Genomic DNA, 19,431 nt, shown 5'->3' with positions numbered 1-19,431 from the left:
GCTCGTTGACTAAGGAGCTGATTCTCCGCGGTCCTGGGCTGATTCCGGCTGGGCCTTGGGCTGGTCCGCAACGGGCTGATCCGAAACCGGCCCGCTTGAGGCAGGCTGGTCCGTCACCCTCACGCCGTACTGGGGGCGGCCGTCGGGAAGATCGGGATAGCGGACCGCAGTGGGCGCTTTGGCGGGCTGGGCGGCAACACCCTCCTGCTGGACAGGCTGCTGCCCGGATTCTCCGGCAGCGGGGCTCCTGGCACCGTGCTGCCCGTAGGGATCGTTCCAACTGGCAGGACGGACAGGTGCCTGGCCCTGCTGGGGACCGGGCTGGCCCTGACTGCCAGGCTGGCCCTGTGTGTCCTGCTGGCCGGGCTGGCCGGGCTGGCCGGGCTGGCCGGGCTGGCCGGGCTGGCCGGGCTGGCCGGGCTGGCCGTAGGGCTGCTTCTGGTAACCCTGTGCACGGTAGGCGCCGGTTGCCGCGTCGGAGCGGGTCATCGGCAACTGCTGCAGGAGCCGGCGCGCCTCATGGGCGGCTTCCGGTGAGACCACGACGTCGTAGTTGGTGGCCACCACCTGGCTCGTGGACGTGAAATCGCGCTTCCCACGCTGCATGGCGTAGGTAACAATGCCGAAGAGCATAAAGAAGGCTGCACCCATCAGCACGGATGCCAGGATGGAAAAATAGCCCGGGGACGGGGCGAAGAAGGACAGCATCACGCCAACAAAAAGGCCGAACCACATGCCGCTGAGCGCACCGGAGAGGGCCACCCGGGGGTAGCTGAGGCGGCCGGTCACCCGCTCCACCATCTTCAGTTCGTTGCCCACAATGGAGACCATGTGGACCGGGAACTGCTGATCAGCAAGGTAGTCCACCGCCTTCTGCGCATCCAGGTAGGAGTTATACGAACCGACGGTGTCACCGGAGGGAACCGTCCGGGCGTCGTCCGGCGCATTGGGGCCGCCGGCCTTGGGAGCACCAAAAATGTTTGACATACGTCCATTCTTGCCCATATGGATGTGTGCCGCCTGTAATTCAGCTAAAAGTGAGCAGACTCGGTAGCCTGTAGAGGTGAGTACAACTCCTACACGCGTCTTCGTGGCGCGCCTCCTGGGTCTGGACGTCTTCGATCCCCTCGGTGACCGGCTGGGCCGGCTGCGTGATGTTGTTGTGCTCTCACGCGGCACCCGCGGCGCCCCGCACGTGGTGGGCATCGTCGTCGAAGTTCCGGGCAAAAAGCGTGTGTTTGTGCCCATGACCCGCATTACTTCGATCGACCAGACGCAGATCATCTGCACCGGACTGGTGAACCTGCGGCGCTTCGAGCAGCGCGGTGCGGAGACCCTGGTGGTCGCCGAAATGTTCGACCGCCGGGTCACCCTCAGGGACGGCAGCGGCGACGCCACGATTGAAGACATCGCCATGGACCAGCACCGCTCCCGCGACTGGTTCGTCAGCAAACTGTTTGTGCGCCGTGGACATTCCCTGTCCCCGCTCAGCCGCCTGCGCCGCAACGAGACCCTGATCATCGACTGGGCCGACGCCCTTCAGGGTGCGCGCACCGAGCCGCAGGCCGCCACCCAGTTCGTGGCCACCCATGAGGACCTCAAACCCGCTGACTTCGCCGAGGCGCTACAGGAAATGAGCGACAAACGCCGCTTCGAAGTTGCCAGCGAGCTCCAGGATGAACGGCTGGCTGATGTCCTCCAGGAGCTTCCCGAAGACGACCAGGTGGAAATCCTCTCAGCCCTTGACGTCCAGCGCGCGGCGGACGTCCTGGAGGAGATGGACCCGGACGACGCCGCGGACCTCCTCGGTGAGCTTCCCTCCGCACAGGCGGAAGAACTGCTGCAGCTGATGGAACCTGAGGGCGCCGAGGACGTGAGGCGGCTGCTCGAATACGACGAGGACACCGCGGGCGGCCTGATGACCCCGGTTCCGGTCATCCTGCCTCCGGAAGCCACCGTGGCCGAAGCACTGGCACACGTCCGGCGCGAGGAGCTCTCCCCTGCCCTGGCATCGTCGATCTTCATCGCCCGGCCACCGCTGGAAACCCCCACCGGCCGCTTCCTTGGCGTGGTCCACATCCAGCAGCTCCTGCGGTTCCCCCCGTTCGAACCCCTGGGCAACCTCGTGGACAAGAACCTTGAACCGTTGTCGGACCAGGCCCACATCAGTGAAGTGGCCCGCACCCTGGCAACCTACAACCTGAATTCCCTGCCTGTGGTCAACGATGCCGGCCGGCTTGTGGGGGCGGTGACTGTTGATGACGTTTTGGATCATCTGTTGCCGGATGACTGGCGTGCCTATGATGGCGAAGCTCCAATAAGAAAGCTGGGAGGCCGCATTGGCTGATAGCGGCGCTCCGAAGAATCCGGGCCGGCGGACACCGGCCAAGAACGCGGACAAAGGTGGGCTGGACACGCCCCTGAGCGGCCGCCAGCGCATCCTGCCCAAGTTCTCGCCTGATCCGGACGCGTTCGGCCACGCCACCGAGGGCTTCGCCCGGTTCATGGGTACCCCGCAGTTCCTGGTGTACATGACGGTGTTCGTTGTGGTCTGGCTGGTGTGGAACACGTGGGCACCGCAGGAGTGGCAGTTCGACTCCCGGCTCCTCGGCTACACCCTGCTGACATTGATGCTCTCGTTGCAGGCCTCCTACGCGGCCCCTCTTCTGCTGCTGGCCCAGAACCGGCAGGACGACCGCGACCGCGTGTCACTTCAACAGGACCGGCAGCGCGCTGAGCGGAACCTTTCGGACACTGAGTACCTCACCAGGGAGCTGGCATCGCTGCGGATCGCCCTGCGCGAAGTGGCCACGAGAGATTATGTACGGGCGGAACTTCGCTCGCTCCTTGAGGATCTGCTGGAGGCTCAGGAGGAGCTGCGGACGCACGATCCTGCCGGCGCAGGCAGCCACGAGTCACCGCGTGAGAAGGTCAAGGAGAGGCTTAAGGAAAAGCGCGACAAACAGCGGAACCCCCGCACGCAGCAGATTCCCAAGGTGAAACCAAGCCACGCCGCCTACCGGGAAGAGAGCCCCGTGGACGCCGCCGTCAAGGACGCAGCCCTCACAGAACCGGCCCGCAGGGATCAGGTCAAGAAGGATCCCGGCGCCCCACAGCAACCCCCTATCCCCGAAAGCTGAGTCCTGCACGAATGAGTCCCACCTTGGAGCAGTCAGTCCACGCTGCCCTGGCAACCGTGATCGACCCCGAGCTGCGCCGCCCCATCACGGAACTTGGGATGGTGGATTCGGTGCAGATTTCCGACGCCGGCCACGTCAGGTTGGCGGTCCTGCTCACCATCGCCGGCTGCCCTTTGAAAGACACCATCACGGCGGACTCCGAAAAGGCGCTGTCCGCAGTTCCCGGAGTGACCGCCGTCGATGTTGAACTGAAAGTGATGAATCAGGCGCAGCGGGATGCCCTGAAGGAACAGCTCCGCGGCGCCGGCGCCCAGCGCGGGATTCCCTTTAACCAGCCGGGCTCGCTCACCAAGGTTTTCGCTGTGGCCAGCGGAAAAGGCGGCGTCGGCAAGTCCTCCGTCACTGTGAACCTGGCCTGCGCCCTCGCAGCCCAGGGCCTGCGCGTGGGCATCGTCGACGCAGACGTCTACGGCTTCTCAGTCCCTGCCCTGATGGGCATCACGCAGGCGCCCACCCGCGTGGATGACATGATCCTGCCCCCGGTCGCGTACGGCGTCAAAGTCATCTCCATCGGCATGTTCGTGACCGGGAACCAGCCCGTTGCCTGGCGCGGGCCCATGCTCCACCGTGCCCTGGAACAGTTCCTGACCGACGTCTACTTCGGTGACCTCGACGCTCTCTTCCTTGACCTTCCGCCCGGCACCGGCGATATTGCAATTTCGGTCGCCCAACTGCTCCCCAAGGCTGAGATCCTGGTGGTCACGACGCCGCAGGCTGCGGCAGCCGACGTCGCCGAGCGCGCAGGAGCGATCGCGACTCAAACGGGGCAGTCGGTGGCCGGCATCATCGAGAACATGTCGTATCTGGAGATGCCCGACGGCGGCAGAATGGCTCTGTTCGGAAGCGGCGGCGGAGCGGTTCTCGCCGAACGGCTCACGGCTACGGTGGGCAACGACGTTCCGCTTCTGGGCGGGATTCCGCTTGACATCCTCTTGCGGGAGGGCGGCGACGCCGGAATGCCCATCGTGCTTGGCCGGCCGGAAACCCCCGCGGCCATCGCGCTCACGGCAATAGCGGGCAAATTGGCGGCGAGGCCTCGTGGCCTGACAGGGATGAAGCTGGGCCTGCAGCCGCGCTGAGCGTCCGGCTTAGGTGGCTTCGGTGTCGAAAGGTGCCGCCTCGCCCGGGGGCAGGACCTGGACAACCCTTTCAGGACGGGCGGAAGCTGCTGCGGCTCCGCCCGCGGCAACAACGGCCGCACCGGAGACAGCCGCAACAGCGGCAGGCGCCCCGGAGCTGACAGGCTTCGTGTCGTCATCAAGGAGGGCTTCCTTGATGATGCGCCGCGGATCGTACTGGCGGGGATCATATTTCTTCCAGTCGACATCATCGATGTCGATCCCCACTTCTTCCTTGATCTGCTCACGCGCACCCGAAGCCATGCGGCGGACTTCCTTCACCAGATTCGCGAGTTTCTGGGTGTATTCGGGCAGCCTTTGGGGGCCGATCACGAGGATGCCGATGAGCAGCAGAAGGAAGAACTCCGGGCCGTTGATACCAAACACTTTAGGAAGATTACCCTCTCCGGAGCCCCACTGACGATTCCTGCCCACTGGCCGTGGAACCTGCCTGGATCAGGGCCCCAGCATTTCTCCGATTTTACGGATGCCCCGCTCCATCCGGGCAGCAGGGGAATCGTCAGCCGGGGCTTGCGTGAGAGCAGGCTCAGCACTGACGACCGCATTGATGCCCTCGACCGCCGCCTCGCTGAGACCCTGGAGCAAGGGAACGGCGTCGTCGGCCTGGTCGGCCGGGAGGTCGGAGGTCACCAGGAACGTACCGGCGGCCGTCTCATAGGTGGCCGTCCACGGAGCACCGCTGGTGACCAGCAGTTCCCCCACCCTCCGGCCAGGCTCCGTGGAGTGCTGTTCCACGACAGTGGCGTAGTGCTGTCCGTCCGACAGGTGCATCTCCACCGCCGGCCGGCCGTTAAGGGTGACCGCTTTGGCCGTCTGGATGTGGAAACCCAGGGATTCCAGCCCCGGACAGACCCAGCCCTCGGAGCGGAGGGCGGACAACTGGGGCTCACTGAGCTCCCTGCCGTCAGCCGGCAACTGCGAAGTGTGCTGGACCAGGTTGCCGTTCATTGCGGTCCCGGCCAGGGGAAGGCTGTCCCCGGCCAGCGCAAAGGCACTGATGGCCAGGATCCCGGCCGCGGCGGCGGTTCCTCCAGCGGTCAGGGCCAGGATCCTGGCAGCAGGGTGCTGGCCCGTGGCGGGCTCCGGGGCGGCTGCGAGCAGTTCAGTTCTGGACAGCAGACGCGCAGTCAGGTCTTCGCTGGCCGGGGGCACAACCGCATCCCTGAGCCGTTCAATGTACTGGCGTTCGCGACTTATCGTTGCGGCACACTCTGTGCAGCTGCGCACGTGCTCGGCGCCGCGGTGATGCCGGCGGCCAAAGGGGTTTTGGGGCGTCATGGTGCCGATCAGAGGATGCTGGCGATGCGTGGAAGCGAGAGCTTCGGCTTCCGGCCCTGCTGCGGACGTGGGTCACGGTGAGCCAGTTTTTCGCGAAGCAGGGTGCGGCCCCGGTGGATGCGGGAACGTACTGTTCCCAGTTTCACGCCAAGGGCGGCTGCAACTTCGTCGTAGGACAGGCCTTCCAGATCACAGAGGACGACGGCGGCACGGAAGTCCGGCGGCAGCTCCTCGAGGGCAGCCTGGACGTCGAGGTCGAGGTTGTTCAGCTCGAAGCTCTGCTCCGGTCCGGGCTCACGGCCGGGAATCCGGGATTCTGCGTCTTCTGCCAGTGCGTCGAACCGGATGCGGCTCTTCCTGCGGGCCTGGTCCAGGAACAGGTTGGTGGTGATGCGGTGCAGCCAGCCATCGAGGGTGCCGGGCTTGAAGTTCTCAAGCGAGCGGAAAACACGGACGAACACTTCCTGGGTGAGGTCTTCGGCGTCGAACTTGTTGCCCGTCAGACGGTAGGCAAGACGGTAGACCTTGGCGGAGTGGTTGGCCACCACTTCTTCCCACGTGGGTCTGACCCAATCGGCGGCGGTATCTTGTGTTGCAGGGACAATTGCCACGCCTGATGCTGACATCGTCCACTCCCCTCGTGCATTTGCTGACGCCCGGATACTTGTCATCACTGATTCGGCGCCGGCCGCCTTGCGGATGACCGGATACTTATCATTTCAAAATTGGCTGGGAATTACCTGACCGGGGTTGTTTTCAGCCAAAGGCGCAACAGGTTGCCCTCCGCGGATGGTACGCGCGGACACAGTAGGCTGTATTCAACACTCCCCTGCCGCCCAGAAAGCGAATCCCCCATGAGCGCCGACAAGTCCACGAGCTGGTCCTATGCAGAAGATCTGCCCGCAGAGGATGAGGTCATGCTTCGGGCGAGGGAACGCTCCTTCGAGCTGGGCGTGACGCCCATCGGCCAGGGCGTCGGCGCGGTTCTCACGGTGCTTGCCGCCGGCTCCAAAGCCCAGACCGCCGTCGAAATCGGAACCGGGGCCGGAGTTTCCGGAGTGTGCATCCTGCGGGGCCTGGGCCCGCAGGCCGTGCTGACCACCATCGACGTCGATGTGGAGCACCTTAAGGCCGCCCGGGAGGCATTTTCCGAAGCCGGGAGTCCGGCCAACCGCACCCGTACCATCTCCGGACGTGCAGGCGATGTGCTGCCGCGCCTGACCGACGCCGCTTATGACCTCGTGTTTGTCGACGCTGACAAGCCCGGGCTGCCCGGCTACGTGGAACAGGGGATCCGGCTCCTGAAGACCGGCGGCCTCCTGATCATCAATGACGCCTTGGACAAAGACCGCGTCGCCAATCCCGCTGCCCGGGACGCCAACACTGTGATTCTCCGCCAGGTGGGCAAGGCCATCCGCGACGACGACCGTCTGGCTTCGGCGATGCTGCCCACCGGCGACGGACTGTTGGTAGCGGTCAAGAAGTAGAAACGTGACAGGGCCCGCAGCTTGCAAGCTGCGGGCCCTGTCACGTCGGAAGATTATTCGGTAACGCCTACGAGGCATTCCTTGAGGTTTGCCGCTTCCGCCGCGTTAAGTTCGACCACCAGGCGTCCGCCGCCTTCGAGCGGAACGCGCATGATCAGGCTGCGGCCCTCTTTGGTGACTTCCATAGGGCCGTCGCCGGTGCGTGGTTTCATAGCCGCCATGAGGAATTTCCCCTCCATTTAGTCCCAGGACATTCCAGCCCGGGCGGGCTGTGTCCGCGTGGTCATATCAAGCCGCTATGGCGGCACGTACTGATGCCGCCATGGCCGAACATTTCTGAATGATTTTGTCCTTGCTTACTAACTATTATCCCGTAATTACCCGTACGTAGCTAATCGATGGACATTTCCGGCCGCGTCGCATTCTCCGAATGGCCGGCCTGTCGGCGCCCGGGATCACGGTGGATAATCACCGCCGCCCGGCAATTGGGCCCATGCCCACAGCCAGACAATCCAAACGATCTGGAGCAGGACAAACATTGTAATAACCGTCCCGCGGTAGGCGCGGGAACGGGACAGGAGTGCGGCGCCGAGAGCCAGCGGAAAAAGGGGCAACAGCATTCGGAAGGTGCTGGTCTGCGGGTGCAGGAAAAGGAGGAGATAGCCCATGTAGCAGGCACACCACAGCCGGAGCTCGACGCCGAGCCTGACCACAGCCGGAGTAAACAGCATGAGTCCGAAAAGGGCGGCAAAGACAAATGGGGCCACTATTCCCAGGACCGGCCCGAAGAGGACGGTTCCGGTATCGAACCACGGCTTGAATAGCACGAGGTCGTGCCCGCGCCACACCGTTTCGGTCTTGGTATACGCCTCGATGTCGCCGGTTGCCAACCAGGCCGCTGCCGGCCAGAGCAAGGCAGAGGCCCCGCACACAGCGGTGAGGCCGGCCAACGATGCCAGCTCACGAAGGCCGGGGGTCAGGCCCGGCTCACTACCGCGGACCCGTTCCACCAGCCGGACAACAAAAAGAAGTCCCAGCATCATCGCAAAGGGAACCCCAACCGGGCGTGAAAGGCACAACAGAATTACCACCGGAATAGCCCAGACGTAACGGTGCCTGATGATCAGGAGTAACGCTGTAGCAAGTAGGAATACGGTCAGCGGCTCCGCGTAAGGCACCTGGAGAATGGCGGATACGGGAAAAGCCGAAAAGAAGGCAACACCCCAGAGTGCCGTACCGTGTGGAGCCTTGTGCCTGAACAGGCTGTACACCATCAGGGCCGCCGCCAGGCCGGAAACCATGGCGATGATGGTCAGCGACGCCGCCGGATTCAGCCCTGTCAGCCCGGACAGCGCACGTGCCAGTGCCGGAAAGAGCGGGTAGAACGCCCAGGCATTTTCCTGCACGTTGCCGGCGTCGTCCGTCGGGAGGACAGACGGATAGCCCTCGGTGACAATCCGCCCGTACCAGCGGGCGTCCCAGATATTGATGAAATTCCAATAGTCAGGCTTCGAAGGAAACCACGGGTTGGGTCCCTGGTGAAGCGCTGCAGCCATGAAAACGCAAGCGCTGACCAGCCGTGAGACGGCGTAGAGCACACCCACCTGCAGCCACCAGGGCCACCGTTGGAGTACGCCGGCGGCACGCGTGGCAGCGGCGCTGACCGAGGCTCTTGGGCCTGTCCGGTCGCCTGTTTCCGTGCTCAAGCGCCGGACTCCTGCGTCGCGGCCCGCTCTGCAGCCACCCGGTCGGTGTCCCCCCGGTCGGTGTCCCCCCGGTCGGTGTCCGCCCGGTCGGTGTCCCCCCGGTCGGCGTCAGCCAGGCGGGCGCGGAGCCTGGCTACTTCCTCGTCCTTGGCAGCGAGCTGGTCGCGCAGTTCGTCCAGGACCTGGTCCACCTGGTCCATGCGGTAGCCACGGAGCCCCAGGGAGAAGCGGATCCGGTCGATGTCCGCAGGGGCGGCTTCGGCAGGCAACAAGACGGGAGGAAGGTTGGCTGGTGGCTGTTCAAACCCGCCGAACAGGAGCCCACGTGCGGGTGCTTCCGGCCTTGCGGCCTTCTGCTCGGCAGCCTCTGTTCCGCGGGAGCCCGATCCAACGGCGGGAGCGCCAGCAACGTCCGTCCCTGCGGCGGGAGCAGCGGCAACGACCGTCCCTGCGGCGGGAGCAGCGGCAACGACCGTCCCTGCGGCGGGAGCAGCGGCAACGTCCGTCCCGGCGTCGGGCGCTGGCCTTCCGGCGTCAGGAGCGGCGCCCCTGCGGAAGCGCCCGAGAAGGCCGCGGCTGCCACCGGTGCCGGCCCATAGAGTGGCGCCGATCAGCACGATGGCTAGGAAGACCAGGAAAAAACTCACAGCACCCATCGTGCCAGATCCGGATGTGCGGGCCACGCGGACTGGTTATTCAGGCCGCTGTTCGCCGTTCAGCGAGGGCGTAATACCTTCGTGCAGCACCCGCTGCACCGCTTCGGCAGGATCATCAACAAGTTGAATCAGGTCCAGATCCTTTTCCGAGACCATGCCCTCAGCCACGAGGGTTCCACGGATCCATTCGATCATGGGACCCCAGAAGTCGACGCCGAGCAACACGATCGGAAACGACGTCACCTTGCGGGTCTGAACCAGGACCATCGCCTCGAAAAGTTCATCCAGGGTGCCCAGTCCACCCGGAAGGACGATGAATCCCTGCGCGTATTTTACGAACATGGTCTTTCGTGCAAAAAAGTAGCGGAAGTTAATGCCGAGGTCCACCCACTGGTTCAGGCCCTGCTCAAAGGGGAGTTCAATGCCCAGGCCAACCGACACGCCGTTGCCCTCCACGGTGCCGCGGTTGGCGGCCTCCATGGAACCGGGGCCGCCGCCGGTAATAACTGCCACGCCGGCGGCAGCGAGATGCCGGCCCACCTCGACGCCCATTTCGTAGTACTGGCTGCCCGGCTTTGTCCTGGCGGAGCCGAAGACACTCACGGCGGGTCCCAGATCCGCCAGTGCCCCGAAGCCCTCAACAAACTCGCTCTGGATCCGCAGGACCCGCCAGGGGTCGGTGTGGACGAACTGACCCGGGCCCTTGGTATCCAGCAGATGCTGGTCAGACATTTCCACGGCAGCTTGCTTGCGTCGAAGTTCGAGGGGACCCTTGCGGCGCGGCTGGGAAGTTTTGGCCGGGTCTGCGTTGATGCTCATCTCCCAAGGCTAGACCCACCGCCGCGCTGGCGGCGGCAGGTATCTCTTGAATCACGATCCGCGCGACTTTGGGGTGATTCACCTCATAAACAGCCATTGTTCGCTAGATTCTTCTTATGACTACTCCTGTGCCTGGCGACGCGCTCGTCTCCCTGAATGGTGTGAATAAGCATTACGGTCAGCTGCACGTTCTGAAGGACATCAATCTGCACGTCCGCAAGGGCGAAGTTGTTGTTGTCATCGGGCCGTCGGGATCCGGTAAGTCCACCCTGTGCCGGGCCATCAACCGCCTGGAAACAATCGAGGGCGGCACCATCAGCATCGACGGCAAGGTGCTGCCCGAAGAAGGCAAAGAACTCGCGCAGCTCCGCGCGGATGTCGGCATGGTGTTCCAGTCCTTCAATCTTTTCGCGCACAAGACCATCCTGGAAAACGTGACGCTGGGGCCCATCAAGGTCAAGGGCGTAGCCAAGGCGCAGGCTGACAAGGAAGCCATGGCGCTGCTGGAGCGGGTTGGTGTGGGACACCAGGCGCCCAAACTCCCCGCGCAGCTGTCCGGCGGGCAGCAGCAGCGTGTTGCCATCGCCCGTGCCCTCGCCATGAAACCCAAGGTCATGCTCTTTGATGAGCCCACCTCGGCACTGGACCCCGAGATGATCAACGAAGTCCTTGATGTCATGATCCAGCTGGCAAAAGAAGGGATGACCATGGTGGTGGTCACCCACGAGATGGGCTTCGCGCGGAAGGCTGCGGACCGCGTGGTGTTCATGGCTGACGGCCAGATCGTCGAAGATGCCACGCCGGAGGAATTCTTTACCAACCCCAAGAGTGACCGCGCCAAGGACTTCCTGTCCAAGCTGCTCACCCACTAACCACCACCCACAAACGAACACACACTCCAGTTCGCATCCAGGCCGTGACCCACGGCCGATCAATGAAAGGAATGTCATGAAGGCATTTATGACCCGGCGGAAGTCGTTCTTCGTGGCGGCTACCGCTGCCTTGGCTTTGTCCCTGAGCGCCTGTGGCGGCGACGCCCCCAGCACCACCAGCGATCCCACGGTTGCCGAGAAGCCGACATTCGCTGCAGGCACCACCATGGAGAAGCTCGCCTCGGCCGGCACCATCAAGATCGGCACCAAGTACGATCAGCCCCTCTTCGGCCAGGTCGGCCTTGACGGCAAGCCCGTGGGCTTCGACGTCGAGATGGGCAAGTTGATCGCCGCCAAGCTGGGTATCGCGGCTGACAAGATCGAGTGGTCCGAGACCGTCTCCGCCAACCGCGAACCCTTCATTGAGCAGGGCAAGGTGGACCTGGTCATCGCGACCTACACCATCAACGACAAGCGCAAGACCGTTGTGGACTTTGCCGGACCGTACTACGAGGCCGGTCAGGCGCTGATGGTCAACAAGGACAACGACACCATCAAGAAGCCTGAAGACGTCGCCGGCAAGAAGGTCTGCTCGGTTACCGGTTCAACGCCTGCTGCCACCATTGTGGACAAGTACAAGGCCGAGCTGGTTCCTGCGGCCACATACTCCGCTTGCCTGGAGCCGCTGCGCAACAAGCAGGTTGAAGCCATCACCACGGACAACGTGATCCTCGCCGGCTTCGTGGACAAGGAGCCTGAAGCCTTCAAGCTGGCTTCGGACGAAACCTTCACCAAGGAGCCTTATGGCATCGGCCTGAAGAAGGGCGACACCGAGTTCCGCAACTGGATCAACGACCAGCTTGAGGCATTCGAAGAAGACGGGTCTTACAAGAAGGCCTGGGAAGCCACCGCGGGCGCTGTCATTAAGACCGCCCCGGCGCTCCCCGAGATCAACCGCTACTAACCGGCACCTGCGTTTGCCGGGACGGAGCCTTCTGCCCCGTCCCGGCAACCGTTTCCCCGTCTTCGCCCCCAACGCCCAGAGCCGAAGGATCCTATGGAAGTCATCATTGAAAACCTCCCCCTGTACTGGGAAGGCCTTCTCCGCACTCTTTTCCTGTCCGTCGTCTCCGGGATCATCGCACTCGTTGTCGGAACACTTTTGGCAGCAGCGCGTGTCTCCCCCGTTGCCGCCCTCCGGGGTTTCAGCACCGTTTACGTGGAAGTCCTCCGGAACACCCCGCTGACCATTGCCTTCTTTTTCGCAGCGATCGTCCTGCCCCGCCTCGGTGTGACATTTGAGCAGTTTGAGGTCGCTGCCATCATCGCCCTCAGCGCGTACACAGCCGCCTTCATTGCCGAGGCTGTCCGTTCCGGCGTCAACAGTGTTCCCATCGGCCAGGCGGAAGCGGCACGAAGCATCGGCATGAAGTTCGGCCAGGTGCTCTCCCTGATCATCCTGCCGCAGGCCCTCCGGACGGTGATCCCGCCGTTGATCAACATCATCATCGCCCTCGTCAAGAACTCTTCAGTGGCCGGCGCATTCTTCGTGCTTGAACTGTTCGGCTACGGCCGCCAGATGGCGAACGCCAACGGCGACCAGGTCATGGCCGTGCTGCTCGGCGTGGCATTCTTCTATCTGCTCCTCACCATCCCGCTCGGCATTCTGGCGAGCACGGTGGAGCGAAAGGTGGCGATTGCCCGATGACTTCAGTCCTTTACGACGTCCCCGGTCCGAAAGCACGCCGGATATCGCTGATCGGTTCCATCATTGGAACCGTCCTGATTCTCGGCCTGCTCGCCTTCATCATCATGACATTGGCCCAGCAGGGCATCTTTGAAGGCCGCCGCTGGGCCATCTTCACCCGTGCCGACGTCTGGCGGCTTCTGGGCAACGGTATCGGCGCCACCCTCAGTGCCGCCGCCATTGCCGCAGTGATCGCGTTTCCGTTGGGCCTGATGCTTTGCCTCCTGCGGATCTCGCTGGTTGCCTGGATCCGGATTCCCACCCGCGTGGTCCTTGAGTTCCTGCGCGGCATGCCAGTTGTCCTCATGATGCTGTTTGTCCTGCTGGTGTTCGGCACCAGCTCCTTCATCGCAGTGATTGCCGGGCTGGTGCTCTACAACGCCGCTATTTTCGCGGAGATCATCCGGGCCGGCATCCAGTCACTGCCCAAGGGCCAGCGGGAGGCTGGCCTGACAATCGGCCTGACCAGCTTCCAGTCCCGGATGCTGATCGAGCTGCCCCAGGCCGTCCGGCGGATGATGCCGTCCCTGGTTGCCCAGCTCGTGGTGCTCCTGAAGGACACGTCGCTTGGCTACATCGTGGCCTACGGCGAGCTCCTGCGGGCAGTGCAGGTCATGGCGGACTTCCTGGGGAACGCCTTCCTGTTCCCCATCTTCTTCGTGGCCGCTGCAATCTACATTGCGATCAACATCGTCGTTTCCCGGATCGCAGTCTGGATCGAGCGCCGTGGTTCAAACAAGGCCGCCGGCGGTGTCGCGAAGGCCCCAACCGCCGTCGTCGCACCTGAACTTCCTGAGGTGAAGGAACCCAAGTAAGCCGACCCCCACACAAACAGAAGGATCCGCAGCCTCCAGGCTGCGGATCCTTCTGTTTCTGCATCAGGCGGTGAGCCAGCTCCGCAGCGCCCGAAGGCATTCCCGGATGGCGTCCGCGTCAACGTGCTCATTGTCCTTATGCGCCAGCAGCGGATCGCCGGGGCCGAAGTTCACCGCAGGGATGCCCAGTTCGCTGAAGCGCGCGACGTCGGTCCAGCCGTATTTCGGTTTGGGCTCAGCTCCGACCGCGGCCACGAAGGAGGCGGCAGCAGGGTGGTTCAGTCCCGGCCGGGCGCCGGCGGCAGCGTCCGTGCGGACCACCTCGAAGCCTTCCAGCAGTTCCCGGACGTGCGCCTCTGCCTGGTCCGGGGACTTGTCCGGCGCGAAGCGGTAGTTGATTTCCACCACGCAGCGGTCCGGAATGACGTTGCCGGCTGTGCCGCCATTGATCTTCACGGCATTAAGGCTTTCCCGGTAGTCCAGGCCATCGACGTTGACGGTCCGTGGCTCGTAGGCCGCCAGGCGGGCAAGGATGGGTGCCGCAGCGTGGATGGCATTACTGCCCATCCACGCCCGGGCGGAATGTGCGGCCTCCCCCACGGTGGTGGCCTCGAAGCGGCTGGTGCCGTTGCAGCCACCCTCCACGGTGCCATGGGTCGGCTCAAGGAGGATGGCGAAGTCCCCGTCCAAAAGGTGCCCGTGGTTACGGACCAGGCGGCCCAGACCGCTTTTCACCGCTTCCACTTCCTCATGGTCGTAAAAGACAAAGGTGACGTCCCGCGTTGGCGCGGCCCCGCCGTCGAACATTGTGGCCGCCAGCGCGAGCTGGACTGCGACGCCGCCCTTCATGTCCGTGGCTCCGCGCCCGTACAGGACGCCCTCCCCCGCAGTGCCGGACTCCCACGTTGAAGGCACCGTGCCGCGGGCACCTTCGGTGATGGGCAGCGGAACCGTGTCCAGATGGCCGGCGAGGATGACCCGTTCCGGCAGCCCGAGTTCGGTGCGCGCGATGATGGAGTCGCCGTCGCGGACGATCTGCAGCCCCGGGATGCTCCGGAGCGCCGCGTCGATCGCATCAGCCAGCTCCTTCTCGTTCCCGGACACACTGTTGATGTCCATCACGGCCGCGGTGAGAAGTGCCACGTCCTGGCGGAGGTCCAATGGCGCGGTAAGGGACTTGGGGGCGGTTTCAGCAGTCACGTTGCCAGTCTAGTTCGAACCGGATGCCCGGCTCTCGCTAGACTGGGGCCATGACTGAGACCGCTACTTCTGCCGTGCCCGAAAACCAGAACACCACCACTGAGGACCGTTCCGCCTACGGCTTTGGCCTGGCAACCATCGCCGCCGACGCCACCATTCTTGACGTCTGGTTTCCCGCGCCGGCCCTGGGGATAGCGGCCGAAAGGCTTCGTGCTGTGGAAAACGCGGACGAATCCCTGCTCGAGCTTGCCGAAAATGGCGCGGACCCGGATCGCGGAACCGAACAGAAAGTGGTCTTCGCCCAGATCCACCTTGATTCACCGCCGGCCGACACCGCCGATGCCTACCTCCGGCTGCACCTCCTCTCGCACCGCCTGGTCAAGCCCAACACCATCAACCTGGACGGCGTCTTCGGCAGGCTCCCCAACGTGGTCTGGACCAACTTCGGGCCCGCCGCGGTGGAGGGATTCGAGCTGACCCGTGCCAAGCTGCGCCGTCGCGGTGCAGTCACCGTCTACGGCATCGACAAGTTCCCGCGCATGGTGGATTACGTAGTGCCCTCCGGCGTCCGGATTGCCGACGCTGACCGTGTCCGGCTGGGCGCCCATCTTGCCGAAGGCACCACCGTCATGCACGAAGGCTTTGTGAACTTCAATGCCGGCACCCTGGGCACGTCCATGGTGGAGGGCCGCATCTCGGCCGGTGTGGTAACCGGCGACGGCAGCGACGTGGGCGGCGGCGCATCGATCATGGGCACCCTTTCCGGCGGTGGCAAGGAAAAAATCTCCATCGGCGAACGCGTCCTGCTGGGTGCCAACTCCGGCGTGGGCATCAGCATCGGCGACGACTCCGTGGTGGAGGCGGGGCTCTACGTCACCGCGGGAACCCGTGTCCGCGTTCCCGGCCCCAAGGACGAGGTCGGCGAAGACACCACCAAAATCGTGAAGGCTGCAGAGCTGTCCGGGGTCCCCAACCTCCTCTTCCGTCGCAACTCCACCACCGGCGCCGTGGAAGCGCTGCCGCGCCGGGGCCAGACCGTGGAACTCAACGACGCCCTCCACGCTAACTGACCCGTCCGTGGCACGTGGACGTGGTGCACGGCGCTTTGCCGTACTCCTGCTGACGCTGGCACTGGTAGCCGGCGGTATCTACACTGCTGTGTCTTTCCTGCAGCGCTCCGAAACCCTCGTCACGGAGCGCTGCACGGCCGACGTCGGAACGCAGGTCGCGGAGCTTGCCACGGACCAGGCGGGCAATGCGGCCCTGATCACAGCTGTTGCCGTGCAGCGCGGGCTCCCGCCGCGGGCTGCCAGCATCGCCCTGGCAACGGCCATGCAGGAATCCAAGCTGCGCAATATCGGCCACGGCGACCAGGCCGGGCCCGATTCGCGTGGGCTGTTCCAGCAGCGGCCCTCCCAAGGTTGGGGAACCGAGGCGCAGGTCATGGATCCCGTCTATGCCGCCAACGCCTTCTACGATGCCCTGATTAAGATTCCCGGCTACGAGTCGCTGGAGATTACCGACGCCGCCCAACGCGTCCAGCGCTCGGCGTATCCCCAGGCGTATGCCCAGCACGAGGATATGGGCCGCTCCTTTGCTTCAGGCCTGAGCGGACAAACCCCGGAGTCGGTGCAATGCACTCTTCGGGCAGCGCAGGAGGCGGGCCTTCCTTCGGCCGTTGAATCCGGGCTCGCCCTGGCATACGGGCCGCTGGGCACGTTCACCGAAGGTGAGTCACTGGTGGTTGAAGCCAGCGGCAGCCAGGCCTGGTCCGTTGCCCACTGGGCCGTTGCCAACGCCAAGGACCTTTCCATCACCCGTGTTGATGTCGCCGGTAAGAGCTGGCAACGCCAGGCTGAAGACGGCTGGCAGGATGGCGGGGTTGCCGTTGGCCAGGTCCGGATCACTGTGGCACCGGCAGGCACCGGCACCTGACCCGCCGGCACGAGGGCAAAGGCCGGGCAGATCCTGCCTCAGGCCAGGATTTCCACCACCGGCTGGACGTAGCTGCGGAAGAGTTCCGGCTGCGACATCAGCTCATGGCTCATGAGGATCTTGTCCGGCTCCATATACCAGGCCCGCTGCTCATCCAACGGCAGTTCAATTATTGTCAGGTTGAAGTCGCGGGCCTTGCGGCCAACTTCCATGAGCCGGTCACCCACCATGTCGTTCAACAACTGATCTGATCCGCTGGCCACTCGCTCCGCTTCGAGCTGGGCGTATTCACTGCGGCGTTCGCGGGCCCAGGTCAGGGCCGTGCCGAAGTGCGCCTGCAGCACGCGCTGGAGCGCCGGGGAGTTACCGAACGCCTCAAATTCGGGTGGGGTCAGCTCCGGCGATGTCTGGGGATGGGCCTTGAGCAACTGCTCCCACCAGGCTTCCCATTCGGTCTTGAGGGCGCTCAGTCCGCCTACCTCTGCGGTGAGATGCGTGTGGTCTGCAGGCCGGATTTTGGGGGAGGCGTGAGATAACGCCGGGTGGCCGGCGCCGTCGAGCCCTGCCGCATCCCGGACAAACAACGCAATCATCAGCGGCCCGGACGTGTCCGTGGTGATCTGCCAGCCGGAACCGCCAGTTTGATTCATCCCTATTCCTCCCGACGCCTGCCTGATCCGGTGTGGTCACCCGGCTCCGCTTCCCCGTCTCCCAGTCTATTCCCGATGCCGCCGGACGTGTGGCAGGAAAGTACAGGTCAGGCGGCGGGAACGGCCAGGCCGGCCAAGTGCCGGTCAAGGACGTCGCGGCACATCACTGCCGTCATCCATTCGGGCTGGAGGAGGGCGTGCATGCACAGCCCGTCGATCGTTGCAAGCAGCCGCTCGGCCTCAACCACCAGCGATTGCTGCCCGTCTTCGTCGTCCGCCACCATGGCAGTGATCACCTGCCCGACGACGGCCGCTACTTCCCGGTGGCTCCGGTCGGCAACAGGGGTCAGGAAGGGGCGGATCCTGGCCGCGTTCCGGAATGCCATCCAGACGCAGACGTCCACCGCCCGCTCCTCATCAAGGGGCAGGAATTCACCCAGCAGTGTTAATACGGCCTCACGCTGCTGAACACTGCCGGGTGCGCCCTCCGTGACTGCCGGCAGTGCGGCCTGCAGCCGGGCCGATATCCGGTCCACCACCGAGGCAAAGCTGTGATGGAGCAGTTCCTCGCTCCCGGCAAAGTAGTGCCGGACGGAGCCAACCGCCAGGCCGGCCTCATCTGCAACCTCACGCAGCGACGCACGTTCGAGCCCGTCTACGGCAATGATCCGGAAAACAGCGTCAACAATGTCCGCACGCCGGGCTTCGGCATCAACAATTTTAGGCACTACTACTATTTAGCACACCTGTGCGGTAATCCACTTATCCCCGGATGTGGGATAGCGTTGGGGGCATGAAAATTCTGGTCACAGGTGGCACCGGGTACATCGGCTCCCACACTGTTTTGTCCCTGCAGGAAGCCGGTCATGACGTTGTGGTGATCGACAATCTGGTGAACTCCAGCGAGGAATCCCTGCGCCGGGTTGCCGAGCTTAGTGGCAAGACCGCTGAATTCCACAACGTGGATCTGGTGGATGAAGCCGCAGTGGAAAGTGTATTCGCGGGGCAGTCGATCGACGCCGTCATCCACTTCGCCGGGCTTAAGGCCGTAGGCGAGTCTGTCCGGGAACCGCTGAAGTACTACTACAACAACCTGGTGGGCACACTGAACCTGATCCGGGTCATGGACCGCCATGACGTCCGCTCCATCGTCTTCAGCTCCTCCGCCACCGTGTACGGCGAGCACAACCCCGTCCCCTACGTGGAAAAGATGGAGATCGGCGCCAACAACCCCTACGGCCGCACCAAGGAACAGATCGAGGACATCCTCTCGGACCTCGGCGACGCAGATCCCCGCTGGCACATCGCGCTGCTGCGCTACTTCAACCCGGTGGGTGCCCACCCGTCCGGCCGCATCGGCGAGGATCCCCAGGGCATTCCCAACAATCTGGTTCCCTTCATCGCCCAGGTAGCGGTGGGGCGCCGCGAGAAGCTGATGGTCTTCGGCGGCGATTACGATACGCCCGACGGCACGTGCCTCCGCGACTACATTCACGTCGTCGACCTCGCCGGCGGCCACGTGGCCGCGCTCAACCACGTAGCGGAGCGTACAGGCGTGTTCCGCTGGAACCTGGGCTCCGGCAAGGGATCCTCCGTACTGGAGGTCCTGCGCTCCTTCGAGAAGGCCGTGGGCCGGCCGATCCCCTACGAGATCACCGAACGGCGTGCAGGCGATCTTCCCGCCTTCTGGGCTGACGCGACCTCCGCCCTGGCCGACCTGAGCTGGTCCACCACCAAGACGGTCGATCAAATGTGCGAGGACCACTGGCGCTGGCAGAAGAACAACCCCCAGGGCTACTCGGCCTAAACTGCAACGTGGGCCCACGCCTGCAGGGTTCCCTGGCCGAGCTTGCGAGGATAGGGTGCGGGCGGGGAGGGTCACTTAACGTCCTCCCGGGACGCTTTATTGGGCGTGGAGTGACCCCGC

At 64.2% G+C, this 19,431-nt stretch carries 21 protein-coding genes and 1 pseudogene; 11 read left to right on the top strand and 11 right to left on the bottom strand.

What is annotated here, in order from left to right; translation table 11 throughout:
• Positions 1-9: 9 nt before the first annotated feature.
• Positions 10-987 (bottom strand): YflT domain-containing protein, encoded by a 978-nt coding sequence (locus tag AC1MCA_RS16855; protein WP_479799398.1) that lies wholly within the window; start codon positions 985-987, stop codon positions 10-12.
• 76 nt (positions 988-1,063) lie between these two features.
• On the opposite strand from AC1MCA_RS16855, the gene AC1MCA_RS16850 reads away from it, so the two are divergent.
• From AC1MCA_RS16850 to AC1MCA_RS16840, 3 genes are read left to right on the top strand one after another with little or no spacing between them, the layout of a single operon-like run.
• Positions 1,064-2,347 (top strand): magnesium transporter MgtE N-terminal domain-containing protein, encoded by a 1,284-nt coding sequence (locus AC1MCA_RS16850; RefSeq protein ID WP_108599310.1) that lies wholly within the window; start codon positions 1,064-1,066, stop codon positions 2,345-2,347.
• On the top strand, positions 2,340-3,140 hold the full coding sequence (locus tag AC1MCA_RS16845) for a DUF1003 domain-containing protein (protein WP_479799396.1): 801 nt from the start codon (positions 2,340-2,342) through the stop codon (positions 3,138-3,140). Before AC1MCA_RS16850 ends, AC1MCA_RS16845 begins: the two co-directional genes overlap by 8 nt.
• 11 nt (positions 3,141-3,151) lie before the next feature.
• The gene (locus AC1MCA_RS16840; protein WP_479799394.1) at positions 3,152-4,279 is read left to right on the top strand and encodes an Mrp/NBP35 family ATP-binding protein; all 1,128 of its coding nucleotides are present in this window, start codon (positions 3,152-3,154) and stop codon (positions 4,277-4,279) included.
• A 9-nt stretch (positions 4,280-4,288) separates the two neighbouring features.
• Here AC1MCA_RS16840 and AC1MCA_RS16835 read toward each other — a convergent pair whose 3' ends face one another.
• The 3 genes from AC1MCA_RS16835 to sigE all read right to left on the bottom strand — a co-directional run bounded on the left by AC1MCA_RS16835 (position 4,289) and on the right by sigE (position 6,243).
• Positions 4,289-4,705: a twin-arginine translocase TatA/TatE family subunit gene (locus AC1MCA_RS16835; RefSeq protein WP_108599313.1), complete on the bottom strand. Its 417-nt coding sequence runs from the start codon at positions 4,703-4,705 to the stop codon at positions 4,289-4,291.
• Between the two features lie 69 nt (positions 4,706-4,774).
• Positions 4,775-5,617, bottom strand: a complete 843-nt coding sequence (locus AC1MCA_RS16830) for an anti-sigma factor (RefSeq protein WP_479799393.1) — start codon at positions 5,615-5,617, stop codon at positions 4,775-4,777.
• Between the two features lie 8 nt (positions 5,618-5,625).
• Positions 5,626-6,243, bottom strand: a complete 618-nt coding sequence (gene sigE, locus AC1MCA_RS16825) for an RNA polymerase sigma factor SigE (RefSeq protein WP_479799391.1) — start codon at positions 6,241-6,243, stop codon at positions 5,626-5,628.
• 228 nt (positions 6,244-6,471) lie between these two features.
• On the opposite strand from sigE, the gene AC1MCA_RS16820 reads away from it, so the two are divergent.
• On the top strand, positions 6,472-7,104 hold the full coding sequence (locus tag AC1MCA_RS16820; RefSeq protein WP_108599315.1) for an O-methyltransferase: 633 nt from the start codon (positions 6,472-6,474) through the stop codon (positions 7,102-7,104).
• A 53-nt stretch (positions 7,105-7,157) separates the two neighbouring features.
• Here the strand turns inward: AC1MCA_RS16820 and AC1MCA_RS16815 are convergent, their stop codons facing one another.
• From AC1MCA_RS16815 to AC1MCA_RS16800, 4 genes and pseudogenes are all read right to left on the bottom strand, one after another.
• Positions 7,158-7,325, bottom strand: coding sequence for a DUF3117 domain-containing protein (locus AC1MCA_RS16815; RefSeq protein WP_009357720.1), 168 nt, complete (start codon positions 7,323-7,325; stop codon positions 7,158-7,160).
• A 234-nt stretch (positions 7,326-7,559) separates the two neighbouring features.
• The gene (locus AC1MCA_RS16810) at positions 7,560-8,810 is read right to left on the bottom strand and encodes a hypothetical protein (RefSeq protein WP_479799389.1); all 1,251 of its coding nucleotides are present in this window, start codon (positions 8,808-8,810) and stop codon (positions 7,560-7,562) included.
• Positions 8,807-9,136: pseudogene (locus AC1MCA_RS16805) on the bottom strand (DivIVA domain-containing protein); the annotation flags it as partial. The pseudogene AC1MCA_RS16805 and the gene AC1MCA_RS16810, both read right to left, overlap by 4 nt.
• Positions 9,137-9,502: 366 nt before the next feature.
• Positions 9,503-10,285, bottom strand: a complete 783-nt coding sequence (locus tag AC1MCA_RS16800; RefSeq protein ID WP_108598695.1) for an LOG family protein — start codon at positions 10,283-10,285, stop codon at positions 9,503-9,505.
• Positions 10,286-10,401: 116 nt separating this feature from the next.
• Here AC1MCA_RS16800 and AC1MCA_RS16795 point away from each other — a divergent pair, with 116 nt between their 5' ends.
• The 4 genes from AC1MCA_RS16795 to AC1MCA_RS16780 all read left to right on the top strand — a co-directional run bounded on the left by AC1MCA_RS16795 (position 10,402) and on the right by AC1MCA_RS16780 (position 13,719).
• On the top strand, positions 10,402-11,157 hold the full coding sequence (locus AC1MCA_RS16795) for an amino acid ABC transporter ATP-binding protein (protein ID WP_108598694.1): 756 nt from the start codon (positions 10,402-10,404) through the stop codon (positions 11,155-11,157).
• Between the two features lie 76 nt (positions 11,158-11,233).
• The gene (locus AC1MCA_RS16790; protein WP_108598693.1) at positions 11,234-12,121 is read left to right on the top strand and encodes a glutamate ABC transporter substrate-binding protein; all 888 of its coding nucleotides are present in this window, start codon (positions 11,234-11,236) and stop codon (positions 12,119-12,121) included.
• A gap of 93 nt (positions 12,122-12,214) precedes the next feature.
• Entirely contained in the window at positions 12,215-12,865 is a 651-nt protein-coding gene (locus AC1MCA_RS16785; protein ID WP_131682771.1) for an ABC transporter permease subunit, read from the top strand.
• Positions 12,862-13,719, top strand: coding sequence for an amino acid ABC transporter permease (locus AC1MCA_RS16780; RefSeq protein ID WP_479799383.1), 858 nt, complete (start codon positions 12,862-12,864; stop codon positions 13,717-13,719). Before AC1MCA_RS16785 ends, AC1MCA_RS16780 begins: the two co-directional genes overlap by 4 nt.
• A gap of 63 nt (positions 13,720-13,782) precedes the next feature.
• On the opposite strand, the gene dapE is transcribed toward AC1MCA_RS16780, so the two are convergent.
• Positions 13,783-14,919, bottom strand: a complete 1,137-nt coding sequence (dapE, locus tag AC1MCA_RS16775; RefSeq protein WP_479799381.1) for a succinyl-diaminopimelate desuccinylase — start codon at positions 14,917-14,919, stop codon at positions 13,783-13,785.
• A 50-nt stretch (positions 14,920-14,969) separates the two neighbouring features.
• Here dapE and dapD point away from each other — a divergent pair, with 50 nt between their 5' ends.
• Entirely contained in the window at positions 14,970-15,989 is a 1,020-nt protein-coding gene (dapD, locus tag AC1MCA_RS16770; RefSeq protein ID WP_479799378.1) for a 2,3,4,5-tetrahydropyridine-2,6-dicarboxylate N-succinyltransferase, read from the top strand.
• Between the two features lie 7 nt (positions 15,990-15,996).
• A complete protein-coding gene (locus tag AC1MCA_RS16765; RefSeq protein ID WP_479799377.1) occupies positions 15,997-16,854 on the top strand; it encodes a transglycosylase SLT domain-containing protein in 858 nt (285 codons plus the stop codon).
• Positions 16,855-16,892: 38 nt separating this feature from the next.
• Here the strand turns inward: AC1MCA_RS16765 and AC1MCA_RS16760 are convergent, their stop codons facing one another.
• Together AC1MCA_RS16760 and AC1MCA_RS16755 are read right to left on the bottom strand one after the other, a co-directional pair.
• Entirely contained in the window at positions 16,893-17,504 is a 612-nt protein-coding gene (locus AC1MCA_RS16760; protein ID WP_479799376.1) for a hypothetical protein, read from the bottom strand.
• A 107-nt stretch (positions 17,505-17,611) separates the two neighbouring features.
• The gene (locus AC1MCA_RS16755) at positions 17,612-18,232 is read right to left on the bottom strand and encodes a TetR/AcrR family transcriptional regulator (protein ID WP_479799373.1); all 621 of its coding nucleotides are present in this window, start codon (positions 18,230-18,232) and stop codon (positions 17,612-17,614) included.
• Between the two features lie 65 nt (positions 18,233-18,297).
• Here AC1MCA_RS16755 and galE point away from each other — a divergent pair, with 65 nt between their 5' ends.
• Complete coding sequence (gene galE / locus AC1MCA_RS16750) at positions 18,298-19,311, top strand: UDP-glucose 4-epimerase GalE (RefSeq protein ID WP_479799371.1); 1,014 nt, start codon at positions 18,298-18,300, stop codon at positions 19,309-19,311.
• The last annotated feature ends 120 nt before the right edge of the window (positions 19,312-19,431 follow it).

The organism is Arthrobacter sp. BK1 (assembly GCF_056680055.1).
The sequence above is the reverse complement of the archived record's forward strand: the minus strand, read 5'-3'. Positions and strand labels throughout refer to the sequence as shown.

Excerpts from the sequence above, each read along its gene's own strand:
- AC1MCA_RS16855 (WP_479799398.1), bottom strand. The coding sequence starts at position 987 with ATGTCAAACATTTTTGGTGCTCCCAAGGCCGGCGGCCCCAATGCGCCG.
- AC1MCA_RS16840 (WP_479799394.1), top strand. The coding sequence starts at position 3,152 with ATGAGTCCCACCTTGGAGCAGTCAGTCCACGCTGCCCTGGCAACCGTG.
- AC1MCA_RS16830 (WP_479799393.1), bottom strand. The coding sequence starts at position 5,617 with ATGACGCCCCAAAACCCCTTTGGCCGCCGGCATCACCGCGGCGCCGAG.
- sigE (WP_479799391.1), bottom strand. The coding sequence starts at position 6,243 with ATGTCAGCATCAGGCGTGGCAATTGTCCCTGCAACACAAGATACCGCC.
- AC1MCA_RS16820 (WP_108599315.1), top strand. The coding sequence starts at position 6,472 with ATGAGCGCCGACAAGTCCACGAGCTGGTCCTATGCAGAAGATCTGCCC.
- AC1MCA_RS16815 (WP_009357720.1), bottom strand. The coding sequence starts at position 7,325 with ATGGCGGCTATGAAACCACGCACCGGCGACGGCCCTATGGAAGTCACC.
- AC1MCA_RS16800 (WP_108598695.1), bottom strand. The coding sequence starts at position 10,285 with ATGAGCATCAACGCAGACCCGGCCAAAACTTCCCAGCCGCGCCGCAAG.
- AC1MCA_RS16795 (WP_108598694.1), top strand. The coding sequence starts at position 10,402 with ATGACTACTCCTGTGCCTGGCGACGCGCTCGTCTCCCTGAATGGTGTG.
- AC1MCA_RS16790 (WP_108598693.1), top strand. The coding sequence starts at position 11,234 with ATGAAGGCATTTATGACCCGGCGGAAGTCGTTCTTCGTGGCGGCTACC.
- AC1MCA_RS16785 (WP_131682771.1), top strand. The coding sequence starts at position 12,215 with ATGGAAGTCATCATTGAAAACCTCCCCCTGTACTGGGAAGGCCTTCTC.
- AC1MCA_RS16780 (WP_479799383.1), top strand. The coding sequence starts at position 12,862 with ATGACTTCAGTCCTTTACGACGTCCCCGGTCCGAAAGCACGCCGGATA.
- dapD (WP_479799378.1), top strand. The coding sequence starts at position 14,970 with ATGACTGAGACCGCTACTTCTGCCGTGCCCGAAAACCAGAACACCACC.
- AC1MCA_RS16760 (WP_479799376.1), bottom strand. The coding sequence starts at position 17,504 with ATGAATCAAACTGGCGGTTCCGGCTGGCAGATCACCACGGACACGTCC.
- galE (WP_479799371.1), top strand. The coding sequence starts at position 18,298 with ATGAAAATTCTGGTCACAGGTGGCACCGGGTACATCGGCTCCCACACT.